Origin of the sequence: Sphingomonas sp. SORGH_AS_0438 (assembly GCF_031453475.1) — a bacterium.
Classification (GTDB): Bacteria; Pseudomonadota; Alphaproteobacteria; order Sphingomonadales; family Sphingomonadaceae; genus Sphingomonas.
On sequence record NZ_JAVIZS010000001.1, the window covers coordinates 3,801,808 to 3,827,584 of the forward strand.

A 25,777-nucleotide genomic window follows, 5' to 3' on the forward strand; every position below is an offset into this window, starting at 1 on the left:
GCCCCGCGCAAAGCCCGATCAGCGGCAGAAATGCGCGGCATCGTCCTCCAGATGCAGGTGGTTGCGGTGGGCGGCGTTATAGTCGGGCGACAGCACGGTGCCGAATCGCCGGCAGGCGGAGGCGCGGATCGTCGTCCAGAACTGCCGCACGCGCGGATCGGGCGAGGTCCAGTCGTTCAGCAGGGTGACCCGCCGCCCGTCCTTCAGCACGAAGCCGCCGACATCGACCGCATTGGCCAGCGCATGGCCGGAGCGCCGGTCGCCGATCCGCTTGCTGCCGACGATGTTGCGGCAGGCATAGGTGCCCATCCCTTCGACCCTGACCAGCTCCGAGCCCAGGATCTGCCACGCGGCGGGGGCGACGGCGTTGCGGACCCAGCCGGCAAAGGCCCGAGCATTGCCGCAGCGCATCGCGGTGACGCCGGTGACGGGCACACCGATATCGGTGAGCTGCACCGCGCCATACAGGCCGCAGCCCGGCCCCAGTTCCTTGTCGGGCAGGCGGCGATAGTCGACGCCTTCGCGGCGCAGATCGGCCTCGCACTGTGCGGTCTCGCGGGCGGAGGGCCGATAGGGTTCGGGACGGGACGCCTGGCGGGTCGGCCGATCGACCCGGCCGCAGCCGGCGAGCGTCAGGGCGAGCATGACGCCGGTGATGATCGTCCGTGACCGCAAACCCATTCTCCCGTTCGATTCGCCAGGCCAGGGGCTCCCGCGACCGCGACTTTCCATCCCGGCCCCCCTGCGGGATGGAGCAGGAGGCGTGGAACGTCGACCTCGGCAACCATCCCCTGCCAGGCGCAAAGCGCCGCCTTTGCAGGGCCTTGGGTCCAGGCGTCGCATTTGCCTGCCACTGTCGGCTCGTGCCGACCTCCCCCTAATCGTCCAGCCGGACCAAATCCAGGTTGGCAAGCGGTCGGCTTTCGCCTAGGGCCGTCGACGGGCCACGCGGTCCCAACGCCGCGCGTGCTCTCTGTGAGGAGAGTCTTAAATGACTGATACGATTACCGCCGACGCCACTCTTGCGCCCGCGAAGCCCGGCACCACGCCGGCCCGCCCCTTTTTCAGCTCCGGTCCCTGCGCCAAGCCGCCAGGCTGGGATGCCGCCAAGCTCGCGACGGACAGCCTCGGCCGTTCGCACCGCTCGAAGCTCGGCAAGCAGCGGCTGCAATATTGCATCGACCTGATGCGCGAGGTGCTGAAGCTCCCCGACACGCATCGCATCGGCATCGTCCCCGGCTCGGACACCGGCGCATTCGAAATGGCGATGTGGACGATGCTGGGCGCTCGCGGCGTCACCGCGCTCGCCTGGGAAAGCTTCGGCGAGGGCTGGGTGACCGATGCGGTCAAGCAGCTCAAGATCGATCCGACCGTGATCCGCGCCGATTACGGCCAGCTGCCCGACCTGGGCGCGATCGACTGGTCCACCGACGTGCTGTTCACCTGGAACGGCACCACCAGCGGCGTGCGCGTGCCGAACGCCGACTTCATCCCGGCGGATCGCGAGGGCCTGTCCTTCGCCGATGCGACCTCAGGCGTGTTCGCCTATGACATCGACTGGGCCAAGATCGATGTGGCGACCTTTTCCTGGCAGAAGGTGCTGGGCGGCGAGGGCGCGCATGGCGTGCTGATCCTGGGCCCGCGCGCGGTCGAGCGGCTGGAGACCTACACCCCCGCCTGGCCGCTGCCCAAGGTGTTCCGCCTGGTGTCCAAGGGCAAGCTGGCCGAGGGCGTGTTCAAGGGCGAGACGATCAACACCCCGTCGATGCTGGCGGTGGAAGATGCGATCTTCGCGCTGGAATGGGCCAAGGGGCTGGGCGAGAACGGGCTGATCGCCCGCTCCGACGCCAATGCCGCCGCGCTCGATGCGATCGTCGAGGCGCGTGACTGGCTGGGCCATCTGGCGGCCGATCCGGCGACGCGGTCCAAGACCAGCGTCTGCCTGACCGTCCAGGGCGCGGACGAGGCGTTCATCAAGAAGATGGCGGCGCTGCTGGAGAAGGAAGGCGCGGCCTATGACGTCGCCGGCTATCGCGACGCGCCGGCCGGCCTGCGCATCTGGTGCGGCGCGACGGTCGACACCGCCGATATCGAGGCGCTCGGACCGTGGCTCGACTGGGCCTACGCCACCGCCAAGGCGGGCTGAGCCCGCGCTTCCGTGCTCCCGCGCAGGCGGGAGCCCAGTGTTTCAAACGATGTTGCCCGCGGCCCTGGGCTCCTGCGTGCGCAGGAGCACGGGTTCGCGCATGAAAGGGAAATTCCCATGGTCAAAGTTCTCATTTCCGACAAGATGGACCCCAAGGCCGCGCAGATCTTCCGCGAGCGTGGCGTCGAGGTGGACGAGATCACCGGCAAGACGCCGGCCGAGCTGATGGCGATCATCGGCGACTATGACGGCCTGGCGATCCGCAGCTCGACCAAGGTCACCAAGGAGATCCTGGAGCATGCGACCAGGCTGAAGGTCGTCGGCCGCGCCGGCATCGGCGTCGACAATGTCGACATCCCCGCCGCCAGCGCCAAGGGCGTGGTGGTGATGAACACCCCGTTCGGCAATTCGATCACCACCGCCGAACACGCCATCGCGCTGATGTTCGCGCTGGCCCGCCAGCTGCCCGAGGCCGATGCCTCGACCCAGGCCGGCAAGTGGGAGAAGAACCGCTTCATGGGCGTCGAGCTGACCAGCAAGACGCTGGGCCTGATCGGCGCGGGCAACATCGGCTCGATCGTCGCCGACCGGGCGCGCGGGCTGAAGATGAAGGTCGTCGCCTTCGATCCCTTCCTGACGCCGGAGCGCGCGCTGGAGATGGGCGTGGAGAAGGTGACGCTGGACGAGCTGCTGGCGCGCGCCGACTTCATCACGCTGCACACGCCGCTGACTGACCAGACGCGCAACATCCTGTCGGCGGAGAATCTCGCCAAAACCAAGAAGGGCGTGCGCATCATCAACTGCGCGCGCGGCGGCCTGATCGACGAGGCAGCACTGAAGGCGGGGCTCGATTCGGGCCATGTCGCGGGCGCGGCGCTCGACGTGTTCGTGACCGAGCCGGCGAAGGAATCGCCGCTGTTCAACACGCCCAACTTCATCTCCACCCCGCATCTGGGCGCGTCGACCACCGAAGCGCAGGTCAATGTCGCGATCCAGGTCGCCGAGCAGATGGCCGATTTCCTGGTGTCGGGCGGCGTCACCAACGCGCTCAACATGCCCAGCCTGTCGGCCGAGGAAGCGCCGAAGCTGAAGCCCTATATGGCGCTGGCGGAAAAGCTGGGCGCGCTGGTCGGCCAGTTGTCGACCGGCGCGATCGACCGCATCTCGGTGCATGTCGAGGGCGCAGCGGCCGAGCTGAACCAGAAGCCGATCACCAGCGCGGTGCTCGCCGGCTTCCTGGGGACGCAGACCGCGACCGTCAACATGGTCAATGCGCCGCTCCTCGCCCGCGATCGCGGCATCGAGGTGCGCGAGATCCGTTCGGAGCGCGAGGGCGACTATCATACGCTGGTCCGCGTCGCGGTGCGCACTGCCGATGGCGAGCGTTCGGTCGCCGGCACGCTGTTCGGCGACCAGGCGCCGCGTCTGGTCGAGCTGTTCGGCATCAAGGTCGAGGCCGATCTGGTCGGCTCGATGCTCTATGTCGTCAACGAGGACGCGCCGGGCTTCATCGGCCGGCTCGGCACCACGCTCGGCGAGGCGGGCGTCAATATCGGCACCTTCCACCTCGGCCGCCGCTCGGCAGGCGGCGAGGCGGTGCTGCTGCTGTCGGTCGACGAGCCGGTGACCGCCGGGCTGCTGGCGCAGGTCAAGGGGCTGCCGGGCGTGAAGACCGCCATGGGCCTGTCGTTCTGATCGCTTGACGCTTCCCTGCCGGGGGGCGTCGCAAAGGGTTGGCTACCGTCTTTCTCACGCTCCACCCCGGCAAAGGCCGGGGTCCGGTTTGGAAGCGGAGGTGAAAGCCTGCCAGCGTCCCCCCACTGGATCCCGGCCTTCGCCGGGATGGCAGGAAGGGGGCTTGCGATACTCCCCGGCGGGGAAGGATTTTACTCCTCGACGATCGCGTCGATCGCCTGGGCCATGTCGATGTCGCGCGGGGACAGGCCGCCCGCGTCATGGGTGGTGAGCAGGATTTCGACGCGGTTGTAGACGTTCGACCATTCGGGATGATGGTTCATCCGCTCGGCGATCAGCGCCACCTGCGTCATGAAGCCGAACGCCTCGATGAAATCGGCGAAGACGATGGTGCGCGTGATCGCGTCGCGCGCCTCGTCATGGTCCCATTCGGGCAGGCCGTCGAGCGCTTCCGCCCGTTCCGCTTCGCTGAGTGCCTCGACCATCATCCGCTCCCCTTATTGCCCCTACGGCCCGCGCGGGCCTATGGCGGTCGGCATGGATCGGCAAGACCCCGCCCGCCCCGATTTCGCAGAAGCGCCCGACGCCGCCTGGATCGAATCGGTCGCCCGCGCGACGATCGAGCGCCTGCCCCCCGCCTTCGCCGCGCATCTGGGCGATGTGGTGCTGCTGGTCGAGGAGTTCGCCGATGACGAGGTGCTGGCGGCGCTGGGCCTGGACGACCCGTTCGAGCTGACCGGCCTCTACAACGGTCGCCCGATCGGCGAGAAATCGGCGATGGAGTCGGGCGCGATGCCCGATCGCATCCATCTCTATCGCCGGGCGATCCTGGAGGAATGGATCGAGACGGGCGTGCGGCTGGACGATCTGGTCGCGCATGTCACGGTGCATGAGATCGGCCATCATTTCGGCCTGTCGGATGACGACATGCACGCGCTGGAAGATTCGGTGGAGGATTGAGCGCGCCGCTGACGCTGGAGGGGGTCGCCTGCGTCCGGGGCGGGCGGATGTTGTTCGCCGGGCTCGACCTGCGGCTGGCGGCGGGCGCGGCGGCGGTGGTCACCGGGCCGAACGGCGTCGGCAAGTCGAGCCTGTTGCGGCTGTGCGCCGGGCTGCTGGCGCCGGCGGCGGGACGCGTGGTCGCACCGTCGCGCACCTTGCTGGGCGAGGCGGCGGCGCTCGATCCGGAACTGCCCCTGGGGCGGGCGCTCGATTTCTGGGCGCGGCTGGACGGCGGTCGCGACCGGGTGGCGGCGGCGCTGGAAGCGGTCGAGCTGGCGGCGCTGCGCGACGTGCCGGTGAAGATGTTGTCCACCGGGCAACGCCGCCGGGCCGCGCTGGCGCGGGTGGTGGCGAGCGGCGCGGCGCTGTGGTTGCTCGACGAGCCGGCGAACGGACTGGATGTCGCGGCGGTCGCGCGGCTGGAGGCACTGGTCGCCGCGCACCGGGCCGGCGGCGGCGCGGTGCTGGTCGCGACGCACGTGCCGCTGGCGTTGCCGGGCGCGCAGGCGGTCGAGCTGACCGCGATGGCGGAGGCGCCATGCTGATCGCGCTTATCGCCCGCGACGTGCGGCGCGGCTATGCGGGCGGCGGCGCGACCCTGGTCGTGATCTTCTTCCTGCTAGTGGCGACGCTCTTTCCCTTCGCGATTGGACCGGATGCGGGGTTGCTGGCGCGGATCGGCGGCGGGGTGATCTGGGCGGCGGCGCTGCTCGCGGCGCTGCTGCCGGTCGAGCGGCTGGTCGCGCCGGACCTAGAACAGGGCGTGTTCGACCAGCTGGCGGTGCGTGGCCTGTCGCTGGCGCTGGTCGCCGCCGCGCGGATGGTGGCGCACTGGCTGACCTTCGCACCGCCGTTGATGGCGGCGGCGGTCGCGGCGGCGGGGTTGCTCGGCCTGCCCGGTGTCCTGCTGTGGCGGGTGGAGCTGGGCCTGCTGATCGGTACGCCGGCGCTCGCCGCCCTGGCGGTGGCGGTGGCGGCACTGACCGCCGGCTTTCGCGGCGCGGGCGCGCTTGCCGGGCTGTTGATGCTGCCGCTGGCGGTGCCGCTGCTGATCTTCGGCGCGGGCGCGCTGGCGGAGGGCGGGGCGGGCGCGTTCAAGCTGCTCGCCGCGACCAGCCTGTTGCTCGTCGCCGGCAGCCCGTTCGTGGCCGGCGCGGCGATCCGGGCGGGGATGGATTGACGTCCTCCGCCGGGTGACGGGGACCGGGGCGATGCCCGGCCCCCGCGAGCCTCAGCGCGACATGGTCAGGCTGAACTGGAAGACGCGCCCCGTCTTCATATAACCGCCATTGCGGTCGGGCGAGATATAGGTCTTCGCCGCCCCCGTGGTCGCCCAATAGGTGTGCTCGTTGAGCAGGTTGCGCACCGATCCGCCGATCTCCAGGTTCGGCGTGACCTTGAACGCCAGGCCGAAGTTCAGCTCGCCCGCCGCTTGGACATAGATGTCCGGCTGCGAATCCTGCACGGTCGCCAGGAAACGGCCGGTGCGGTTGTACCACAGGTTCGTCCGCACCACGTCGCTGGCGTAGAAGATCTCCGCGTTGAAGATCAGGTCGGGCGCCTGGGGCAGGCTGGTCGTGCGGCTGTCGGTGGCCGAGACCATGTAGGTGGCGCGCGTCCGCTGATAGGTGATGTTGCCGCCGACGCCGACATTGCCGAGCATCGACGATCCCACCATGTCGCCCAGCGTGAAGCGGCCCGAGGCCTCGATGCCCTTCGCCGTGCCGCTGCCGCCGTTGATCGGGTGGACATAGACGACATTGTCCGCGCCCGGCTGGTTGGCGGCGGAGCGCGACGCGGTCGAGACGATGAAGTTGTTCAGGTCCTTATAGTAGGCCGCGATCTGCACATAGCGGCCGACGCCGCCATAATATTCGATCCCCGCGTCATAGCTCCAGCCGTCGACCGGCTTCAGATTCGGATTGGGCTGGGTGATGACGGTCTGGCCATTGCTGGTCGAGATCGAGGTCGGGCCGGCGATCAGGTCGAAGCCGGGCCGCGCATAGCTGGACCGCACCGCGCCGCGCACCACGATCCGGTCGTTCGGCCGCCACGCCGCCAGCACGCTAGGGTCGACATGGTCGTATTTCCGCCCCGCCGTGGCGAAGGTGTAGCTGCCGTCCGCGTTGCGGAAATAGAAGCGGCCGGAAAAATCGTTCGCCTCGTAGCGGACGCCCGGCGTCACCTCCAGCGTGCCCGCCTTCAGATTGGCCATGGCATAGGCGGTCTTGCGCTTCTCATTTCCGTCGCGCAGCCCGCTGTTGATCGTGGTCTGCGACACGGCGGCGATGCGCGCGGGCACATATTCGCTCTGCTGCGCGTCGAGCTGCGACCGCGACAGCACCTTGATCGGCCGCGCCGGGTAATAGTCCAGGAAGCTAGTCAGCACCTGGCCCAGATACTGGTTGATCGTGGGGCCGGCGACGGTGCCGTTCTGGAGCGGCGTCTTGAAGCGATAGCGCGTCTCGTCGGGCGCGAGGCTGCGGCCCTCGCGATGCGAATCCTCGTACAGGCCGCCGACCTCGAACGACGCCAGCACGCCCTCGCCGGTCCAGCCGATGCTGCCCTTCAGCGTCTTCTTGCGCTCGGTCAGATAATCATAGCCCTGCTGGATATAGAGCTGGCTCGGCCGGTCGAGCGAGCCGACATAGGCCTGCGCGCCCGAGGACAGCACTGGGCGCGGCGAGCGCGGGTCGCTGAGGTCGATGGTCAGCCCCTCGGTCGCGACGCCGGTATTCCCGGCCGCGCCGTTATAGGCGATGCCGCGGAAGGCCGCCTCGATCCGCCGCGGCTGGTCGAACCGGCCATCGGCATAGCCGCCCTCCAGCGAGGCGGTGAAGGCGCCGGCATGGGCGTGCGCGCCGATCTGCGCCGACAGCAGTTCCTGTTCGACATCCTCGGTGCGGAAATAGCTGGCCGGGTTGATGCCATAGGGGGTGAAGACGCCCGCCGCATTGTAGCGGCCGCCACCCGGATTGGGATTGGTCTGGCCGCTAGTCAGCTCGTTGCGCAGGCCCGTCTGGTTCATCGTGTTGGTGTTGAAATAGGTCGCGTAATTGACCCGTGCGAACAGGTCGAGCGGATCGGTGCGATAGTCGAACGAGCCGGTCGCGCCGTAGCGCTTGATCTTGTTGTTGTAGAAATTCCACTGCACCCCGTCCGCCGACAGCGCGGTCGGATTGGCGCGCGCGGTGCCGACATTGGCCATGGTGGTGCGATAGTCGTTCTGCACGGCGGTCGATTCGGCGGTGTTGCCGCGTTCCTCATAATAGCCGGCCAGATAAAGGCCGAACTGGTTCGACGCGCCGAAACGCTGCGCGGTGTCCAGGCCGATCGCGCCGCCGAACCCCTCCTGCTTCTGGGCGATCGCCTGCTCAGCCCCCTGCGCCAGCACGCGGGCGCGCAGGAAATGCTGGGCGAAGTCGAAGGCGGTCGGGGTGCGCAGGTCGATGATGCCCGCGATCGAGTCCGAATCCTTGTTCGCGGCCGGCGTCTTGTCGATGATGATGTTGCCGATCGCGAAGGGGGAGAAGAGGTTGAGTGAGATGGCCCGCGAACTGCCCGCCGTCTGCGGCAGGCGCAGCCCGTCCAGCGTATAGGCATTGTAGCTGGCGTCGAAGCCGCGGATCGTGACGAACTGCGCCTCGCCGGTCGCGCTCTGGTTGCGGCCCTGGTCGCGGCTGACCGACACGCCGGGCAGCTGCTTGGCGAGGTCGGCGATGCTGGTCTGCGAGTGGATGGCGACGTCGCCGACGGTGACGATATCGACGACGCCGACCGCCGCCTTCTCCTCGGCGATCGCGCTTTGCTGGCGGCGGCCGTTGACGACGATGTCGCTGACCAGCGATTCGGTGGCGGTCTGGTCGGTCGCGGTCTGCTGGGCGGCGGGCGGGGCGTCCTGCGCGGCGGCCAGGCTGGCGACGAACAGGGTGGAGGCCGCGGCGCCGGACAGCAGCAGCTTGGTCTTCAGCAACATGGGAATACTCTTCGGAAGATAGGAAAAGGGTCGGGGCGCCGCCGGATCGGCGACGTCCCGGATCAGGCGCGGTCGTGGATCAGGCGGCGAGCGCGACGAGGGCGCGGCGGCGGCGCAGCATCCCGCCCACCAGGCCGAAGCCCAGGATCATCATCACCCAGCTCGCCGGTTCGGGCAGCGCGCTGGCGGAGAAGTTGACGATGCTGGCGCGCTGCGCGTCGGTCAGCCCCTCGACCCGCGCGGCGGTGAGCAGCGCGCGGCCGGTCTCGGTCGCCAGCGTTACGTCGTCGGCGGTCGGGCCGTCCATGTCGCGCGCCAGGAAGGCGAAGTTGAGCAGGCTGACGCTCTGCCCTGCCGCCACGTCCAGGTCGAAGCCGACCGTGTAGCGATCGGGCGCGATGCCCTGTTGCGCCAGCCCGTTATTGCCGGCGACCAGCGCGATCACCGCATCCTCGGTGCAGTTGCCGTCGCCATCGTCCTGGCAGGACACCATCAGGCCGCCGGCCTTGGTGCTGACCAGCTCGTCGCCGTCCGACCCCAGATTGCCGAAGAACTGGACCGTGGTGCGGATTCGCGCGCCGGTGGTGTTGGTGAAGGTGTCGAGGAACCGGAACAGGTTGCCGCTCAGCAACTCGACCTGCCGGCTCTGGGTCAGCGCGCCGACGCCGCGATTGTAGAAGCCGAAATTGTCGAACGTGCCGGCGCCGCCGCCCTGCACGCCGCCCAGCCACTGGGCGCTCGGCTGCACCTGGCCGCCCGGGCCGACATAGCGGCCGGCGAAACCGGTGCCGGTGAAGATGTCGGCGCTGGCCTGGAACTGCGCGGCCTGGGCGGCGGCGGGAAGGGCAAGCGCGGCAATGGCGGCGGCGGTCGCCGCTTTGCGGAAGGTCATCGAAAATCTCCGAAGGTCGCGCCGATGCGGGCGGCTGCGCGCGCCGCGCCGGCATCGGCTGGAAGGGGCAGGCTCGGCGTCAGGCGCGGCGCGCGGTCAGCCACTGGTCGGGGGTCAGCGGGCGGCCGACCAGCCGGGTCTCGCCCAGCCAGCCATAGAAGCCGTCCTTGCGCGCGCCGTCCCACCAGCCCGCGCCCAGGATCCAGGGCTGCGGCCCCGGATTGGTGGCGGAGCGCATGCCGGCGGCGCCGGTCACGTTGCGCATCACCGGCGCGCCCTCGACATACATGATCGTCTCGGCATTGGTGGTGCCGACGATCGGCGTGCAGACGATGGCGATGTGATACCAGCTGTTGCGGATGATCTCGCCCGACCAGTTGGTCTGCGGATAGCTGGAGTTGCTGGCCGGCACGACCTCCCACTGCACCTCGCGCAGCGACGAGATGGCGAACAGCACCGACGAGGCCTGCGCATCGCCACCGCGAAAGCCGGGCAGCAGCCCGCGATTGCCGCAGCGACCGAGCATGTTGCCCCAGCGGTGCAGCGCCGGGTCCCAGTCGGTCGGAATCTTGACGAAGCTCTCGACCGTATAGCCGTTCCAGAAGCTGCGGCCGTTCACGCCCGCATCCATCGCGGTGGCGAAGGAGCTGTTGCGCGCCACCCGCTTGTCGGTGTTGCGGAACAGGATGCTCGCCCCGGCCGAGGACAGGGCATGATGGTCGTCGGACCAGACCACATCGTCGACCAGCGCCGGCGCGACCAGCGGCACGCGCGCCATGGTGAAGCCGTTGGCGACATCGGCCAGCGTGTCGCCGACCTGCACGATCTGCCCGTCGCGCCCCGGCTTCGGCCGCCAATGGGCATAGGTATCGGGCACCACCGGATAGTCGTTGGCATCCCTGGGCGCGGCGGGCACCGGCACCACCGGCTCGACATAATTCTCCAGCAGCTTCGACTGGACGCGCGCCAGGATCGGCGTGCCGGTGGTCGACAGGACGGGCCGGAACCGCAGGAAACCGGCGAACCGCTTCTTGAAGTTCATCGCGATGGTGAAGCGGTGGTTCGCCTCGGGCAGGATCGCGCGGTCGAACTGGTTGAGCGACGCCTTGGGCTTCTGCACCACCCAGGGCGAGAAGGACATCACGTCGATCGTGTTGGCGCCGAAGTCGAACTCATAGAGCCGCATCAGGCCGTTGCCGCCCTGATAGGCCATCTGGTAATCGACCACCATCTCCTCGACGACATTGCCGAAGTCGTTGGTCTTGCTGAGCCGCGCGCCGCCATGATGATGGCCGTTCAGCGTCATGAAGATCTGGTCGTTGTCGCGGATCAGCTTGTCCCACAGCATCTTGCCATATTCGGTCTCGAGCGGGCTGATGCCGTCGCTGTCGATGTTGAGCAGCTGGTGGTTGGACAGGATGACCGGCAGCGTCGGGTTGCGGCGGATCACGTCACGGGCCCAGGCGATGCCGGCGTCGGAGATGCGCCACGACAGCGACAGCACCATGAACCGGACGCCGAACGCCTCGAACACATGATATTCGTGGAAGCCCGACGAATCGCGCTCCCGGAACGTCGCCTGCTGCGCGGCCCGGCTCGCCGGGAAGGTCTTGAGATAGGGTTCGGCCGACAGGTTGCGCTGTGCGTCGGTGCCGCTGTTCTGGTCCCAGCTGCCGCGATAGTCGTAATCGACCAGCACGTCGTGATTGCCGGCCAGGATTGAATAGGGGACCTTGGCGGCCTCCAGGTTCTTCATCGCCGCGTCGGCGATCGTCCACTGGTTGGGCTTGCCGACCTGGTCGACCACGTCGCCCAGATGCACGACGAAGGGGATGTTGTAGGCGGCGGCATTGTCCGCGATCCAGCGGGTCTGCGCGTCGAACGGCGTGCTGCCGTACTTGCGCTGGAACTGCTGGCTTTCGTCAGTCGTCGCATAGCGCGAATAGAATTGCGTGTCGGGCAGCACCGCGAGCGCGAAGCTGGTGGTCGCGGCCGGCGTGCGGCCGGCGCCCATCGCGACCGCATCGGTGCCGGCGCTGGCGGTCGCGGCGGCGGTGCCGCTCCCCTCGCCACAGCCCGACAACAGCGCCGCGCCGATCGGCAGCGTGGTGAAGCCGGCGACGCTGCGCAGCAACGCCCGACGATCGGCCACGCGCCCCAGGCCGCGCCCTTCCTTCTCGGATGACATGTGATTTCCCCTTGCCGGCCTATGCGCCGGTCCGGGAATGGCCCTAGATTGGTCCTGTTACATGTCCGTTTCGGGCATATTTCTGCGGCATGACAAATATGGCGTTAACGTCATGTTTGGAGGGGGTTTCTCCATGCGTATGGCAGCCGCGACCGGCACGGGGCCGCTAAGGGATCATGTCAGCACATGTAGGAGATGGTGGCGGAGCGGGAGGGATTCGAACCCTCGATACGCTTTTGACGTATACTCACTTTCCAGGCGAGCGCCTTCGACCACTCGGCCACCGCTCCGCATTACCCGGAAGCGGTGCCCTAGAGCCCGATCGCGCGTCGCGCAAGTCGATTGCGCAACGAAAGCCGCTCGGGCAGGTTCGCGGCCATGTCGATCCTGCTTCTCGCCGGCCTGCTCCAGGCCGCGACGCCCGCCACGCCCGCGCCCGCGCCGGTTTCGCCCAAGGTCGCGCCGGCGCCCGGCGATGCGCTGCCGGCGGATTGGGTGGCGATCCCCGATGACGATCTGCTCATCTTCACACTGCGCGGTGGCGGCACGGTGACGGTGCGGCTGGCCGCGCCCTATGCGCCGGTGCATGTCGCCAATATCCGGCGGCTGGCGGCCGCGCGCTGGTGGGATGCGGGGGCCAGCGTCTACCGGGTGCAGGACAATTATGTCGCCCAATGGGGCGACGCGACCGAGAAGAAGGCGCTGCCCGCCGGCCTCGTCACGCCGCCGCCCGCCGAATATGACCAGCCCGCTGAGGCCGCGACCGTGGCGGCGCGGCTGTCGCGGCGCGATCCCTATGCCGAATGGGCGGGCTATAGCCGCGACGGCTGGCCACTGGCGGGCAGCGGCGCGCGGCAATGGGTGCCGCATTGCTATGCCATGGTCGGGGTGGCGCGCGACCTGGCCCCGGATACCGGCAGCGGGGCCGAGCTCTATACGGTGATCGGCCATTCGCCGCGCGCGCTCGACCGCAATATCGCGATCGTCGGCCGGGTGATCGACGGGATCGAGCGGCTGTCCGTCCTGCCGCGCGGCACCGGCGAGCTGGGCTTCTACAAGACGGAGGGCGAGCGGCTGCCGATCGTCTCGGCGCGGCTGGCCAGCGACCTGCCGGCGGCCGAGCGCCCGCACTTCGCCTATCGCCGCACCGACAATGCGCGCTTCCGCGCCTGGATCGCGAGCCGCGAGAATCGCGCAGGCCCCTTCTTCACCGTGCCGGCGGGCGGGGCGGACATCTGCGCCGCGCTGCCGCCGGTGCGCCGCCTGCCTTAGGTCTCGGCCCAGCGCCGCCGCCAGCCAGTCGGGCCTGAGCGCATCGCCAAGCGATTCGACGCGGCGATGCTCCACCATCAGGCCGAGTGCGGGATAGGTGGCACGCGTCCGGTCGCCCGGCTCGGCCAGCGGCGCGACGACCAGCCGCCGGTTCACCTTGCTGCGATGGTGCATCCGCGCGGTATTCTCCTGCCCGACATAGCAGCCCTTGGTGAAGCTGACGCCGTTCAGCTCGCGCGCATTGCATTCCAGCCACAGCGTCTCGGCCGAGCCGAGCTCGCCCACCCCCTCGGTCACGCCCAGCCCCAGGCGATGCGCGGTCCAGCCCTGCGCCACGGCGGCGTCCGGCCCGGCGGGGGCGAGCCAGCGCCCGCCCAGCGCCGCCAGTCGGGGGTCGGGCACGCCCTGGCCGCCATCGGGCGACCAGTGCACCTTGAGGTCGGTCGGCGTGATCGTGATCGCGCGGCGCAGACGATAGAGGGTCAGCCGCTTCGCCAGCGCCTCGGCCTGCGCGGCCTCCGCATCGACCAGCACATCGTCGCCGTCCGCCCAGAGGAGGAAGTCGAACAGCGCCTTGCCCTGCGGACTGAGCAGCGCGGCCCAGCGCGGCGCATCGGGCGCGAGCGCCGCGCAGTCGTTGGTCACCAGCCCCTGGAGGAAGCCGCGCACATCATCGCCCGCGACGCGCAACACGGTGCGATCGGCGAGCATTCCCGGACTAGTCTCGTTCATGTCGCCAAGGTAGGAGGGCGCCGCGCCCGGCGAAAGCCTCGGCACGCACCGTGAATGCAACGAAAGGATGGCCCCATGACGTTCGACCTGCTCCTCTCCGGCGGTACGGTCCACACGCCCGGCGGCCCCGTCGAGGCTTCGGTGGGCGTGACCGACGGCCGCATCGTCGCGCTGGTCGCCCCCGGCAGCCCGGCCGATGCGGGCCGGCGGATCGACTGCACCGGGCTCGACATCCTGCCCGGCGTGATCGACACCCAGGTCCATTTCCGCGAGCCGGGCCTGACCCACAAGGAGGATCTGGAGACCGGCAGCCGCGCGGCGGTGATGGGCGGCGTGACCGCCGTGTTCGAGATGCCGAACACCAAGCCCAATACCGACAGCGCGGCGGCGATCGACGACAAGCTGGCGCGCGCGCATCATCGCATGTGGTGCGACCATGCCTTCTATGTCGGCGCGACCAACGCCAATGCCGCCGACCTCGCCGCGCTGGAGCGGCGGCCGGGCACGGCGGGGGTGAAGATCTTCATGGGCGCCTCGACCGGCGACCTGCTGGTGTCGGAGGATTCGTCGCTGGCGGACGTGCTGGCCTCCGGCCATCGCCGCGTCGCCATCCATGCCGAGGACGAGGCGCGGATGCAGGCGCGGGCGGGCGAGCGGATCGCGGGCGACCCGGCGTCGCATCCGGTCTGGCGCGACGACGAGAGCGCGCTGCTCGCGACCAAGCGTATCCTGGCGCTGGCCCGCGCGGCGAAGCGGCGCATCCACGTCCTGCACGTCACCACCCCGGCCGAGCTGGAACTGCTGGGCCAGAACAAGGACATCGCCACCTGCGAGGTGACGCCCCAGCATCTGACGCTGGCGGGCGAGGAGGCCTATCCGCGGCTGGGCACGCTGGCGCAGATGAACCCGCCGATCCGCAGCGGCGCGCATCGCGATGGCCTGTGGCACTGGCTGAACCAGGGCGTGCCCGACGTGATCGGTTCCGACCATGCGCCGCACACGCTGGAGGAGAAGGCCAAGCCCTATCCCGACAGCCCGAGCGGGATGCCCGGCGTGCAGACGCTGCTGCCGCTGCTGCTCAACCATGTCGCCGAGGGCCGGCTGACGATGCAGCGCCTGATCGAACTGACCAGCGCGGGCGCGCAGCGCGTGTTCGGCATCGTCGGCAAGGGGCGGATCGTGCGCGGCTATGATGCCGACTTCACGATCGTCGACCGGCGCAAGCAGTGGACGGTGGACGAGGCCTGGCTGGCGAGCCGCGCCGGCTGGTCGCCCTTCACCGGCATGGCGCTGACCGGCAAGCCGATCGGCACGATCGTGCGCGGCCATGTCGCGATGTGGGAGGATCAGCTCGGCGAACGCGCGCAGGGCGAGCCGATCCGGTTCGAGGCGGTCGATTTCGGCTGATCGGGGCGGGGCAGGGATGTTTTCTGCCCCGTGACCATCCCGGCGCGGGGTGGCGCCAGGATCGACGGGCCGGCGTCCCGGTTTCTCGGAGGGGAGCCTTCCGGTCATGCCCACATGCGTTCGCTGCAATGCCAATCGCATTCCATGCGGTTGACCTTGTCCGGTCGCGCACCGACCTCGACGCGATGACCAGCATTGCCCTGTCCCCGGACGGGCGCGCCCCCGCGCGTCCCGCCATCGTCCATCTCGCCCTGGCGGTGGGCGGCTTCGCGATCGGCACGACCGAATTTGCGACGATGAGCCTGTTGCCGATGATGGCGCGCGACCTGGGGATCGACGAGCCGACCGCTGGCCATGTCATCAGCGCCTATGCGCTGGGCGTGGTGGTCGGCGCGCCGACCATCGCGGTGGCGGCCGCGCGCTGGTCGCGGCGGACGCTGCTGATCGCGCTGATGCTGATGTTCGGGGTGGGCAACGCCCTGTCCGCGCTCGCACCCGATTATGGCACGATGCTGGGCGTGCGCTTCCTGTCCGGCCTGCCGCACGGCGCCTATTTCGGCATCGCCGCCTTGGTCGCCGCATCGCTGGTCCCGGCCGGGCAGCGTACGCGGGCGGTCGGCCGGGTGATGCTGGGCCTGACGGCGGCGACGGTGGTCGGCGTGCCGCTGGCCAATGCGCTGGGCCAGATCGCCAGCTGGCGCTGGGCCTTCGCCACCGTCGCGGTGCTGGCGCTGACCACGGCGGCGCTGGTCGCGCTGTTCGTCGCCCGCGACGTGCCCGACCGCGATGCCAGCCCGTTTCGCGAACTGGGCGCGCTGCGCCGGCCGCAGGTGTGGCTGACGCTCGGCACCGGGGCGATCGGCTTTGGCGGGCTGTTCTGCGTCTACACCTATCTGGCGACGACGTTGCAGGAGGTGACGCGCGTGTCCGCTGCCTGGATGCCTCTGGTCTTCGCGGTGTTCGGCATCGGCATGACCCTGGGCAATCTGATCGTGCCGCGCTTCGCCGACCGGGCGTTGATGCCGACGGCGGGGGCGTTGCTGGTCTTCTCGGCGGCGGCGCTGGCGCTGTTCCCCTTTGCCGCGCCGCATCTGCCCTGGCTGCTGGTCGACGTGCTCGCGATCGGTCTGGGCGGGGCGCTGGGCACGGTGCTCCAGACCCGGTTGATGGACGTGGCCGGCGATGCGCAGGCGCTGGCGGCGGCGCTCAACCACAGCGCGTTCAACACCGCCAATGCGATCGGCCCCTGGGCGGGCGGGCTGGCGATCGCCGCCGGCCTGGGCTGGACCTCGACCGGCTGGGTCGGGGCGGGGCTGGCGCTGGGCGGCCTGGCGATCTGGGCCGTCTCGGCCACGCTGGCGCGGCCGACCCGGTGGTCCGGAGCGCGCGATTGATGTCTGGAAATATGATAAACGATTGACCCCGTTGCGGGGGCAAAGTCGACATGGCATGTCGGGGACATGAACCGCGCCGGCCCCATTTCCCCCCGCAAGAGCGCATTGGCGATCCGCGTCGCCCGCCACCTGTCGCTCGACGCGGACGAGGAAGCGGCGCTCGACATGCTGGAGGGGGTGCCGCAGAAGCTGACGCCGGGCGAGCCGTTGCTGACGGCGGGCGATCCGGTCGTGTCGCTGTTCGTCGTCCAGCAGGGCTGGCTGCACCTGTCCAACCGGCTGCCCGACGGGACGCGGCAGATCCTGCGCTTCCATTATCCCGGCGACCTGATCGGCACCTCGTCCATCCCCTGGCATCATGCCGGCGCGACGCTGACGGCGGTGAGCGACTGCATCGTCACGCCGGTGCGCAAGGCCGATCTGGGCCGGCTGTTCGCGCGGCACGGCCGGATCGGCGGCTTCCTCTATGCCATGGCGGCGGCGGAATCGGTGGCGATGGGCGACCGGCTGACCTCGGTGGGCCGCACCGACGCGCTCCACCGGCTGGCGACGCTGCTGCTCGACATCCGCGCGCGGTTGCGCAGCACGGCGGGCGGCGTGGTCGACACGATCGAGCTGCCGCTGACCCAGACCGATATCGGCGACGCGCTGGGCCTGACCAAGGTGCACGTCAACCGCACTTTCCGCGAGATGGAGGAGCGCGGCATGATCGCGCGCGCGGGCAAGCGCGTGACGCTGCTCGACGATGCGGCGCTGGTCGCCTTTACCGGCTTCGTCGATCGCTATGCCAGCATCGCCACCGACTGGCTGCCCGAGGACGCCGGTCCGCGCTGATTGCCGCCACCGGCCAGGCCGGTGCCATCATGCCGACATATATGGGCTTTACGGCGCCGGGCCTGGGACCGGGCCGACCGTTTGCGGGAGGCGTCCGTCATCCCCGCCCGGGCCGAAGAGTCCGGCGGTGCATGACGGCGAGAAACATCGGCCTGTCCCCGATTTGACCAAAAAAGGGAAATATCCGTGTTTCGTACCTGCTTGAAGCCTGCCCTGCGTCTGGGCGCGGGGATCGCCGCGCTGTCCGTCTGCGGGGCCGCCGCCGCACAGACCGGCCCCGCCGGCGCGCCCGATCCCGCCGCCACCCAGTCGGCCGCGCCCGCCGGCACCGAGGACGGGTTGCAGGAAATCACCGTCACCGCCGAGCGTCGCAGCGAGAATCTCCAGCGCGTGCCGATCTCGGTCGCGGTGGTCAGCGGCCAGTCGATGCGTGACTATATGGCGGGCGGCGAGGATATCCTGGCGCTTTCGGGCCGGGTCCCCGGTCTCTATGCCGAAACGACCACCGGCCGCATCTTCCCGCGTTTCTACATTCGCGGCCTGGGCAATGTCGATTTCTACCTGGGCGCGTCGCAGCCCGTGTCGATCATCCAGGACGATATCGTGCTGGAGCATGTCGTGCTGAAGTCGAACCCGGTGTTCGACGTCAACCAGATCGAGGTGCTGCGCGGACCGCAGGGCTCGCTGTTCGGACGCAATACCACCGCCGGCATCATCAAGTTCGACACGATCCGCCCCAGCCAGACCTTCCAGGGTCGCGGCCAGGCCTCGGTCGGCAGCTATGGCAGCAACAGCTTCGACATGGGCGTCGGCGGCCCGATCGCGCAGGACCTGGTGGCGTTCCGCCTGTCGGCGCTGATCCAGCACCGCGACAATTGGGTCGACAACCGCTTCGCCGGGGTCAGCGCCGACCGCACCAACACGCCGCGCAAGGATGCGATGGGCGGCTTCGACGAGCGCGACGTGCGCCTGCAGCTGCTGCTCACCCCGACCGACCGCGCCTCGGTCCTCGTCTCCGGCCATGCGCGCTGGTATGACGGCACCTCGACGCTGTTCCATCGCGGCGCGCTGAAGCGCGGCAGCAACGACGTGTCGGCCGAGCCGCGCGGCGTCGTCGCCTATGACGAGGGACAGGATAATCCGCAGTCCTACGAGACGCGCGGCTGGTCGGTGAACGCCTCCTATGATTTCGGCCCGGCGATCCTGACCGCGATCAGCGGCTATGAGACGACCAAGGGCTATAGCCGGGGCGACACGGACGGCGGCGCGGCGGCGCTCTATCCGGTGAACGGCGTGGCCAATGGCTTCGGCCTCAGCCAGGGTCAGGTGCGCGACCTCGACCAATATACCCAGGAACTGCGTCTCGCCTCGCCGGCGGGGGGGCGTTTCAACTGGCAGATCGGCGGCTTCTACTTCCATTCGGCCGACCTGACCGACTTCTACCAGCGCGCCTTCCTGATCGGCACCAACCCCAACAACTGGGTGCGGCTGCGCAACACCAACACCTCCTGGGCGGGCTTCGGCCAGGCGAGCTTCAAGCTGCTCGACAATCTCACGATCACCGCCGGCGGCCGCGTGACCGAGGATACCAAGCGCACCCGCCTGCTCAAGACCGCGAACAGCGCCCTGAACGTCGCCACCTATCGGGGCCGCACCGATGTCCGCCTGTCGGACACCCAGCCGAGCTGGGACGTCAGTGCATTGTGGCAGGTGAACCCGGCGAACAGCGTCTATGCCCGCGTCGCCCGCGGCTTCCGCGGCCCGACCATCCAGGGCCGTTCGGCGGTGTTCAACTCCGACTTCTCGACCGCCAATTCGGAGACGATCGTCTCCTATGAGGTGGGCACCAAGTCGAACCTGCTCGGCAATACGCTGCGCTTCAACACGGCGCTGTTCACCTATACGGTCGACGACATCCAGCTGAACGGCAACGACACCGACGGCAACGGCGTGCTGTTCAACGCGAACAAGGCCCGCGCCTATGGCATGGAGGCGGAGCTCGCCTGGCAGCCGCGTCGCGAGCTGACCCTGTCGCTGGGGGCCAGCGCGCTGCATTCGAAGATCAAGGACCGCAATGCCGAGGCGCAGGTCTGCGCGCTCAACGGGCAGATGACCTGCACCGTGCTCAACCCGGTGCGGCGCGTCGCCACCGCCTTCGGTCCGGTCTATCTGGCGAAGATCGACGGCAACCCGCTGCCCAATGCGCCGAAATATAATTTCGACGCGACGGTGCGCTGGGACCAGCCGCTGGCGAATGGCGGCACGCTGTTCGCGGCGACCGACTGGAACATCCAGGGCTATACCAACTTCGTGCTGTACCGGACGCGGGAATTCTACGCGAAGGGCAATTTCGAAGGCGGCGTGAAGGTCGGTTACCGCACCCCGGACGACAATCTCGAACTGGCGGTGTTCGCGCGCAACGTCACCAACGAGAAGAACCTGAAGGGCGTGATCGAGAACTACAACGCGGCGGTGTTCAACGACCCGCGCATCATCGGCATCTCGCTCGGCGGCAAGTTCCGCTGAGCCGGCCGGCCCCCGTCGCCCTGTGCGGCGGGGGCTTTTTTTGTCCTCAGTCGATCCAGCCGAAGAAGCGCACCGCATCGGCGATCGTGTCGAAGCGCAGCTGGATGATCCGCTCGCGCTCCCAGCGGGCCCGGTCGATCGAGAAGGCGAGATCGGCCTCGCGCGCCAGCATATAGGGCCGCGTCGCGCACAGCGCATAGAGCGCGCCGCTATAGCCCTCCGCCAATTGGGCCGGCGTGAAGTCCCTGACGACAAAGGCGCGCAGGTCGGACGGAACGGGTTCGATCACCATCGCCGCGAGGTGGGCGTGGGCGGGCCCGGCGTCAACGCCCTACCGCGCCGGAACCGGACCCGCGACCAGCAGGGGGTCGAGCTTCGCGCCGCGCCATTGCAGGCTCCAGTGCAGATGCGGCCCCGTCGCGCGGCCGGTGGCTCCCGACCGGCCGATCACCTGGCCCTGGCGGACATGGTCACCCGGCGCGACGTCGATCTGCGACAGATGCAGGAAGGCGCTGTTCAGCCCCATGCCATGGTCGAGCATCAGCAGATGCCCCTCCAGCGTGAAGGGGGTCTGCGCCGCCAGGATCACCACGCCATCGGCCGGCGCGACGATGGCCGTGCCGGTCGGCACCGCCACGTCCGCGCCGCTGTGATAGCCGCCGGGCTTGCCCTGATAGACGCGTTGCGAGCCGAACCAGCCCGACTGCCGCCCCGCCACCGGCCAGCGGAAACGCTGCTGCCAGCCGGTCGCATCGGTCGCGGCCTCGCGCGCCGCGACGATCTGCGCCAGTTCGGCGGGGCGGGCGGCGGCGAATTCGGCATCGGTCTTGCCGGCGCGATAGGGCGCATCGACCCGCTCGATCCGCCAGTCGCGGGGGCGCACCGCCAGCGTCTGGCTGAGCGTGCGTCCGTCCGCCATCGTCACCTCGACCTGCACGGTCGGTCCCGCATCGCGGTCGAAGCCGATGATGAACGACCCGTCCGCCGCGATCGGCAGCGGCTTGCCGTCGAGCGTCGCCAGCACCGCGCCGTCCGGCGCCTGGCCCCGGATCAGCCCGCCCTGGATCGCATCGCCCGACCATCGGAACGGCGTGACGGCGGAACTGGCGGGCGGCAGCGCGTCCTGCACGATGCCGTCGCGGGTCGCCGCCCCGACCGGCGCGGCGGACAGCAGCAGCAGCAGCGCCCAGCCCGGCGTCATCGCGGGGCCAGCGCCTCGCTCGACACCTGGGCGGTGGCATAGGGCTGCTGGTCGCGCACGCTCCAGTAGCGCAAATCCTCCAGTCCGATGCGCGCGCCGGTGACCGCGCAGACGACATGGTCGCCCGGCACCAGCACGCGAAAGCCGTTCGCCATATAGTGCAGGCGGGCGGGACGATCGGCGTTGGACATCAGCATGGGCGGCTTTCTTCGCGGCTAGAGCAGCGTCGGCTGCTCGGGAATGGGGGCGGCATAGGCCTTGGGCGCGGACCGCTCAACCCGGCGGGGCTTGTCGGGCGTCTTCCCGTCGCCCGGATCGACCGCCACATCGACGCTGCCGTCGCGGAAGCGCAGCGTCAACGCGCCCGCCGCCGTCACCGCCGCGCTGGACATCAGGGTCGCGCCGTCGCGCGCGGTGACGCGGGCATAGCCGCGCTCCAGCACATTGTCGGGGTTGAGCGTCTGCACCAGCCGCCAGGTGGATTCCAGCCGATGCCGGGCCGAATCCACCTGCCGTTGCAGCACCGCCGGGCGCAGCGCGCCGGTCGCCCGGTCGAGCTGGCCGCGCGCCACCGTCACCCGCCGCTCCAGCCCGCGATCGAGCCGCGCCCCCGCGTCGTCGGCGCGCTGGCGCTGGGGGCCGAGCAGCGCGTCCCGCTTCGGCAACAGCCGGGCGAGCGCGGTCAGCCGCTCGCGCCCGCGCTCGACATAGCGGCGCGCGCAGCGTTCGGTGCGCTGGCGGTGCGAATCGATGGTCAGCCGCAGCTCGGCGAGCACCGGCACGGCGATCTCGGCGGCGGCGGTCGGCGTCGGCGCGCGCAGGTCGGCGGCATGGTCGCACAATGTCGTGTCCGTCTCATGCCCGACCGCGGAGATGATCGGGATCGAACAGGCGGCGACGGCGCGGACCACCACCTCCTCGTTGAACGCCCACAGATCCTCGATCGAGCCGCCGCCGCGCGCGACGATCACCAGGTCGGGGCGGGGGACCGGACCGTCCGTCGGCAGCGCGTCGAAGCCGCGCACCGCCGCCGCCACCTCCGCCGCCGCGCCCTCGCCCTGCACCTTGACCGGCCAGACGATCACCCGGGTCGGACAGCGATCCTCCAGCCGGTGGAGGATGTCGCGGATCACCGCGCCGGTCGGCGAGGTGACGACGCCGATCACGCGCGGCAGGAACGGCAGGGGCTGCTTGCGGTCGCGGTCGAACAGCCCCTCGCCGGCGAGTTGCGCGCGCAGCTTCTCCAGCAGCGCCATCAGCGCGCCGGCCCCGGCCAGCTCCATCCGCTCGATCACGATCTGGTATTTGGAACGGCCGGGATAGATGGTCAGCTTGCCGGTGGCGATCACCTCCACCCCGTCCTGCGGGCTGAAGGCGAGGGCATTGGCCACCCCCTTCCACATCACCCCGTCGATCACCGCCGATTCGTCCTTCAGCGCCAGATAGACATGGCCGGAGGCGGCGCGCTTGAAACCGGAAATCTCGCCGCGCAGGCGGACATGGCCGAACTCGCCCTCCACCATGCGCTTCAGCTTGGACGACAGCTCGCCGACCGACAAAGCGAGTGCGTTGTCGCCGGGCGTCGGCTCGGCTACCAGCCGCGGCTCAGATGAAAAGGGATCGGGCATGAACGTCCTGCTACTCGGCTCCGGGGGCCGCGAACACGCGCTGGCATGGAAGCTGGCGCAATCGCCGCTTCTCGATACGCTCTTCGCCGCGCCCGGCAACCCCGGCATCGCGCAGGTCGCGACGATCGTGCCGCTCGATGCGACCGATCACGCCGCCGTCGTCGCCTTCGCGCGCGACCGGGCGATCGGCCTCGTGGTGATCGGGCCGGAAGCGCCGCTGGTCGACGGCCTGGCCGACAGCCTGCGCGACGCCGGCGTGCCGGTGTTCGGCCCCGGCCGCGCGGCGGCGCAGCTGGAGGGATCGAAGGGCTTCACCAAGGACCTGTGCGCGCGCGCCGGCATCCCCACCGCCGGCTACCTGCGCGTCACCGACCTCGCCACCGCCGAGGCGGCGCTGACCGACACGTTCGGCCTGCCGGTGGTGGTGAAGGCGGACGGACTGGCGGCGGGCAAGGGCGTGACCGTCGCCATGACCCGCGACGAGGCGCTGGCGGCGGTGCGCGACCTGTTCCAGGCCCCCGGCGCGGAGGCGGTGATCGAGGAATTCCTCGACGGCGAGGAGGCCAGCCTGTTCGTGCTGACCGACGGCACCGACATCATGGCGTTCGGCACCGCGCAGGATCACAAGCGCGTCGGCGATGGCGACACCGGTCCCAATACCGGCGGCATGGGCGCCTACAGCCCCGCGTGCGTGCTGACCCCGGCGCTGGAGGCGCGCGCGATCGACGAGATCATCCGCCCGACCGTCGCGGCGCTGGCGGCGGAGGGCACGCCCTTTATCGGCGTGCTCTATGCCGGGCTGATGCTGACCGCGACGGGGCCGAAGCTGATCGAATATAATGCCCGCTTCGGCGACCCGGAAACGCAGGTGCTGATGCCGCGCTTCCAGGGCGATCTGGTCGCGCTGATGCTGGCGGTGGCGGAGGGGCGGCTGGCCGCGGCCCCGGTGCCCGTCTTCTCCGACGATGTGGCGCTGACCGTGGTGGTGGCGGCGCGCGGCTATCCCGGCACCCCGGCAGCGGGCGGCGCGATCCGCGCACTCGATGCGGCGGCGGCGGCGGGCGCGATCGTGTTCCAGGCGGGAACGCGGATGGACGGCGATACGCTGGTGGCGAGCGGCGGTCGCGTGCTGGCGGTCACCGCCCGCTCGCCCTCGATCGCGGGGGCACAGGCCTTGGCCTATCATGCGGTCGACGCGATCGATTATGCCGATGGCTTCTGCCGCCGCGACATCGGCTGGCGCGAGGTGGCGCGGGGGTAAGGGCGGGGCGGGGTCCCGGCGATCCCGCCCCCTTCCCTTCTTCGGCGTCGGCCATGACCGGCGCGGTTCCTCCCCCGCGGGGGAGGAATGGTTGGCTCACCCCGCCGTGCCGTAATCCTTCAGCTCGTCGCCGGTGATGCGGACGACATGGATCACGTTGGTGGAGCCGGGCGTGCGGAACGGCACGCCGGCCATCACCACCACCTGCTCGCCGGCCTTGGCGATGCCGTGGCGCAGCGCCATGCGCTTGGCCTTGGCGACCATTTCCTCGAAGCTCTCGACGTCGCGGGTGTGCACCGCATGCGTGCCCCAGAGCAGGCCCAGCCGCCGCGCCGTCTCCGCCTGCGGGGTCAGTACCAGGATCGGCACCGACGGCCGCTCGCGCGCGACGCGGCGGGCGGTCGAGCCGCTGGTGGTGAAGCAGATGATCGCCACCGCCGATGTGGTGCGCGCGATCCCCTTCGCCGCCTCGGCCATCGCGTCGGCGGTGGTCGGATCGGGCTTGGTCACGGTGAAGTGGACGCGGTCGCCATGGCCGGGATCGCGCTCCACGGCATTGCCGATCGCGTTCATCATCGCGACCGATTCGACCGGCCAGGCGCCCGCCGCCGATTCGGCCGACAGCATGATCGCATCCGCGCCGTCATAGATGGCGGTGGCGACGTCCGACACCTCGGCGCGGGTCGGCGAGGGCGACTGGATCATCGATTCGAGCATCTGGGTGGCGACCACCACTGGCCGGCCAAGCCGCCGCGACACCTCGACGATCCGCTTCTGGAGCGGCGGCACCTGCTCGGGCGGCAGTTCGACGCCCAGGTCGCCGCGCGCCACCATGACGCCGTCGCACTGCTCGACGATCTCCTCCAGCCGCTCGATCGCCGCCGGCTTCTCGATCTTGGCGAGCAGCGCCGCCTTGCCCTTGATCAGGCCGCGCGCCTCCATCAGGTCCTCGGGCCGCTGCACGAAGCTGAGCGCGATCCAGTCGACGCCCTGCTCGACCGCGAAGGCCAGGTCGCTGCGGTCCTTGTCGGTCAGCGCCGCCATCGGCAGCACCACGTCGGGCACGTTCAGACCCTTGTTGTTCGACAGCGGGCCGCCGACCTCGACCGTGGTGGTGATCCGGTCCACGTCATGCTCGGTGACGCGCAGCACCAGCTTGCCGTCGTCGAGCAGCAGGCGCGCGCCCGCCTCGATCGCCGCGAAGATCTCGCGATGCGGCAGCTCGGCGCGTGTCGCATCGCCCGGCGTCGGGTCGCGGTCGAGCACGAAGGTGGAGCCGGTGACCAGCTCGACCCGGCCGCCCTCGAACTTGCCGACGCGCAGCTTGGGGCCCTGGAGATCGGCGAGGATGGTGGTCGGGCGGCCGTAATCCGCCTCCAGGCTGCGGATCGCCTGGATCACGCCGATCTTGGAGGCCTGATCGCCATGGCTCATGTTCACGCGGAAGGCGTCGGCACCGGCCTCGAACAGCTTGGCGATCATCTCGCGGCTATTGCTGGCGGGGCCCAAGGTCGCGAGCACGCGCACCTTGCGCGAGCGGGGAGCGATGGCGATGGTCATTCAGTTACCTTCCTGGGGTGCACGCCGCGTCCTAATGCCTAAATAGGAGGGATCAACCGCGGA

21 protein-coding genes, 1 tRNA gene and 1 pseudogene are annotated in these 25,777 nt (G+C 69.8%); 11 read left to right on the plus strand and 12 right to left on the minus strand.

Annotated elements, in window-relative coordinates; genetic code table 11:
* Positions 1-18: 18 nt before the first annotated feature.
* On the minus strand, positions 19-681 hold the full coding sequence (locus tag QE452_RS17875) for an extensin family protein (protein WP_309659996.1): 663 nt from the start codon (positions 679-681) through the stop codon (positions 19-21).
* A gap of 310 nt (positions 682-991) precedes the next feature.
* Here QE452_RS17875 and QE452_RS17880 point away from each other — a divergent pair, with 310 nt between their 5' ends.
* Complete coding sequence (locus tag QE452_RS17880) at positions 992-2,146, plus strand: phosphoserine transaminase (RefSeq protein ID WP_309659995.1); 1,155 nt, start codon at positions 992-994, stop codon at positions 2,144-2,146.
* Between the two features lie 117 nt (positions 2,147-2,263).
* A complete protein-coding gene (gene serA, locus QE452_RS17885) occupies positions 2,264-3,841 on the plus strand; it encodes a phosphoglycerate dehydrogenase (protein WP_309659994.1) in 1,578 nt (525 codons plus the stop codon).
* 191 nt (positions 3,842-4,032) lie between these two features.
* On the opposite strand, the gene QE452_RS17890 is transcribed toward serA, so the two are convergent.
* The gene (locus QE452_RS17890) at positions 4,033-4,329 is read right to left on the minus strand and encodes a 4a-hydroxytetrahydrobiopterin dehydratase (RefSeq protein ID WP_206433099.1); all 297 of its coding nucleotides are present in this window, start codon (positions 4,327-4,329) and stop codon (positions 4,033-4,035) included.
* Positions 4,330-4,366: 37 nt separating this feature from the next.
* Between QE452_RS17890 and QE452_RS17895 the strand changes: the two genes are divergently transcribed.
* Genes QE452_RS17895 through QE452_RS17905 form a run of 3 tightly spaced genes read left to right on the plus strand, consistent with a single transcriptional unit; the run spans position 4,367 to position 6,023 of the window.
* Positions 4,367-4,801, plus strand: a complete 435-nt coding sequence (locus QE452_RS17895) for a metallopeptidase family protein (RefSeq protein WP_309659993.1) — start codon at positions 4,367-4,369, stop codon at positions 4,799-4,801.
* Positions 4,798-5,388 carry a heme ABC exporter ATP-binding protein CcmA gene (ccmA, locus tag QE452_RS17900; protein ID WP_309659992.1) on the plus strand — a complete coding sequence of 197 codons (591 nt, stop codon included), beginning with the start codon at positions 4,798-4,800 and terminating at the stop codon, positions 5,386-5,388. Before QE452_RS17895 ends, ccmA begins: the two co-directional genes overlap by 4 nt.
* Positions 5,382-6,023, plus strand: coding sequence for a heme exporter protein CcmB (locus QE452_RS17905; protein ID WP_309659991.1), 642 nt, complete (start codon positions 5,382-5,384; stop codon positions 6,021-6,023). Before ccmA ends, QE452_RS17905 begins: the two co-directional genes overlap by 7 nt.
* Before the next feature lie 51 nt (positions 6,024-6,074).
* On the opposite strand, the gene QE452_RS17910 is transcribed toward QE452_RS17905, so the two are convergent.
* The 4 genes from QE452_RS17910 to QE452_RS17925 form a co-directional block, all read right to left on the minus strand.
* The gene (locus tag QE452_RS17910) at positions 6,075-8,819 is read right to left on the minus strand and encodes a TonB-dependent receptor (protein WP_309659990.1); all 2,745 of its coding nucleotides are present in this window, start codon (positions 8,817-8,819) and stop codon (positions 6,075-6,077) included.
* Positions 8,820-8,898: 79 nt separating this feature from the next.
* Positions 8,899-9,711, minus strand: coding sequence for a PEPxxWA-CTERM sorting domain-containing protein (locus QE452_RS17915; protein WP_309659989.1), 813 nt, complete (start codon positions 9,709-9,711; stop codon positions 8,899-8,901).
* 79 nt (positions 9,712-9,790) lie between these two features.
* Positions 9,791-11,899 carry a metallophosphoesterase gene (locus tag QE452_RS17920; RefSeq protein ID WP_309659988.1) on the minus strand — a complete coding sequence of 703 codons (2,109 nt, stop codon included), beginning with the start codon at positions 11,897-11,899 and terminating at the stop codon, positions 9,791-9,793.
* A gap of 199 nt (positions 11,900-12,098) precedes the next feature.
* A tRNA-Ser gene (locus tag QE452_RS17925) sits at positions 12,099-12,189 on the minus strand.
* Between the two features lie 88 nt (positions 12,190-12,277).
* Here QE452_RS17925 and QE452_RS17930 point away from each other — a divergent pair.
* The gene (locus QE452_RS17930) at positions 12,278-13,171 is read left to right on the plus strand and encodes a peptidylprolyl isomerase (RefSeq protein WP_309659987.1); all 894 of its coding nucleotides are present in this window, start codon (positions 12,278-12,280) and stop codon (positions 13,169-13,171) included.
* A 9-nt stretch (positions 13,172-13,180) separates the two neighbouring features.
* On the opposite strand, the pseudogene QE452_RS17935 reads toward QE452_RS17930, so the two are convergent.
* Positions 13,181-13,903: pseudogene (locus QE452_RS17935) on the minus strand (YgfZ/GcvT domain-containing protein); the annotation flags it as partial.
* Between the two features lie 75 nt (positions 13,904-13,978).
* Here QE452_RS17935 and QE452_RS17940 point away from each other — a divergent pair.
* The 4 genes from QE452_RS17940 to QE452_RS17955 all read left to right on the plus strand — a co-directional run bounded on the left by QE452_RS17940 (position 13,979) and on the right by QE452_RS17955 (position 20,064).
* Positions 13,979-15,310 carry a dihydroorotase gene (locus tag QE452_RS17940; protein ID WP_309659985.1) on the plus strand — a complete coding sequence of 444 codons (1,332 nt, stop codon included), beginning with the start codon at positions 13,979-13,981 and terminating at the stop codon, positions 15,308-15,310.
* A gap of 185 nt (positions 15,311-15,495) precedes the next feature.
* Positions 15,496-16,704, plus strand: a complete 1,209-nt coding sequence (locus QE452_RS17945; protein WP_309660128.1) for an MFS transporter — start codon at positions 15,496-15,498, stop codon at positions 16,702-16,704.
* Between the two features lie 66 nt (positions 16,705-16,770).
* A complete protein-coding gene (locus QE452_RS17950) occupies positions 16,771-17,538 on the plus strand; it encodes a Crp/Fnr family transcriptional regulator (protein ID WP_309659984.1) in 768 nt (255 codons plus the stop codon).
* Between the two features lie 180 nt (positions 17,539-17,718).
* Positions 17,719-20,064, plus strand: coding sequence for a TonB-dependent receptor domain-containing protein (locus QE452_RS17955; protein WP_309660127.1), 2,346 nt, complete (start codon positions 17,719-17,721; stop codon positions 20,062-20,064).
* Positions 20,065-20,110: 46 nt separating this feature from the next.
* On the opposite strand, the gene QE452_RS17960 is transcribed toward QE452_RS17955, so the two are convergent.
* The 4 genes from QE452_RS17960 to xseA are packed head-to-tail and all read right to left on the minus strand — an operon-like array spanning position 20,111 to position 22,893.
* Complete coding sequence (locus QE452_RS17960) at positions 20,111-20,356, minus strand: hypothetical protein (RefSeq protein WP_125993528.1); 246 nt, start codon at positions 20,354-20,356, stop codon at positions 20,111-20,113.
* A 39-nt stretch (positions 20,357-20,395) separates the two neighbouring features.
* Positions 20,396-21,265 carry a M23 family metallopeptidase gene (locus tag QE452_RS17965; protein WP_309659983.1) on the minus strand — a complete coding sequence of 290 codons (870 nt, stop codon included), beginning with the start codon at positions 21,263-21,265 and terminating at the stop codon, positions 20,396-20,398.
* Complete coding sequence (locus QE452_RS17970) at positions 21,262-21,462, minus strand: DUF2093 domain-containing protein (RefSeq protein WP_309659982.1); 201 nt, start codon at positions 21,460-21,462, stop codon at positions 21,262-21,264. Before QE452_RS17970 ends, QE452_RS17965 begins: the two co-directional genes overlap by 4 nt.
* A gap of 18 nt (positions 21,463-21,480) precedes the next feature.
* Entirely contained in the window at positions 21,481-22,893 is a 1,413-nt protein-coding gene (gene xseA, locus QE452_RS17975; protein WP_309659981.1) for an exodeoxyribonuclease VII large subunit, read from the minus strand.
* On the opposite strand from xseA, the gene purD reads away from it, so the two are divergent.
* Positions 22,892-24,154, plus strand: a complete 1,263-nt coding sequence (gene purD, locus QE452_RS17980; protein ID WP_309659980.1) for a phosphoribosylamine--glycine ligase — start codon at positions 22,892-22,894, stop codon at positions 24,152-24,154. The two genes, xseA and purD, sit on opposite strands and share 2 nt — an antisense overlap.
* Before the next feature lie 96 nt (positions 24,155-24,250).
* On the opposite strand, the gene pyk is transcribed toward purD, so the two are convergent.
* Entirely contained in the window at positions 24,251-25,714 is a 1,464-nt protein-coding gene (gene pyk, locus QE452_RS17985; RefSeq protein WP_309659979.1) for a pyruvate kinase, read from the minus strand.
* Between the last annotated feature and the right edge of the window lie 63 nt (positions 25,715-25,777).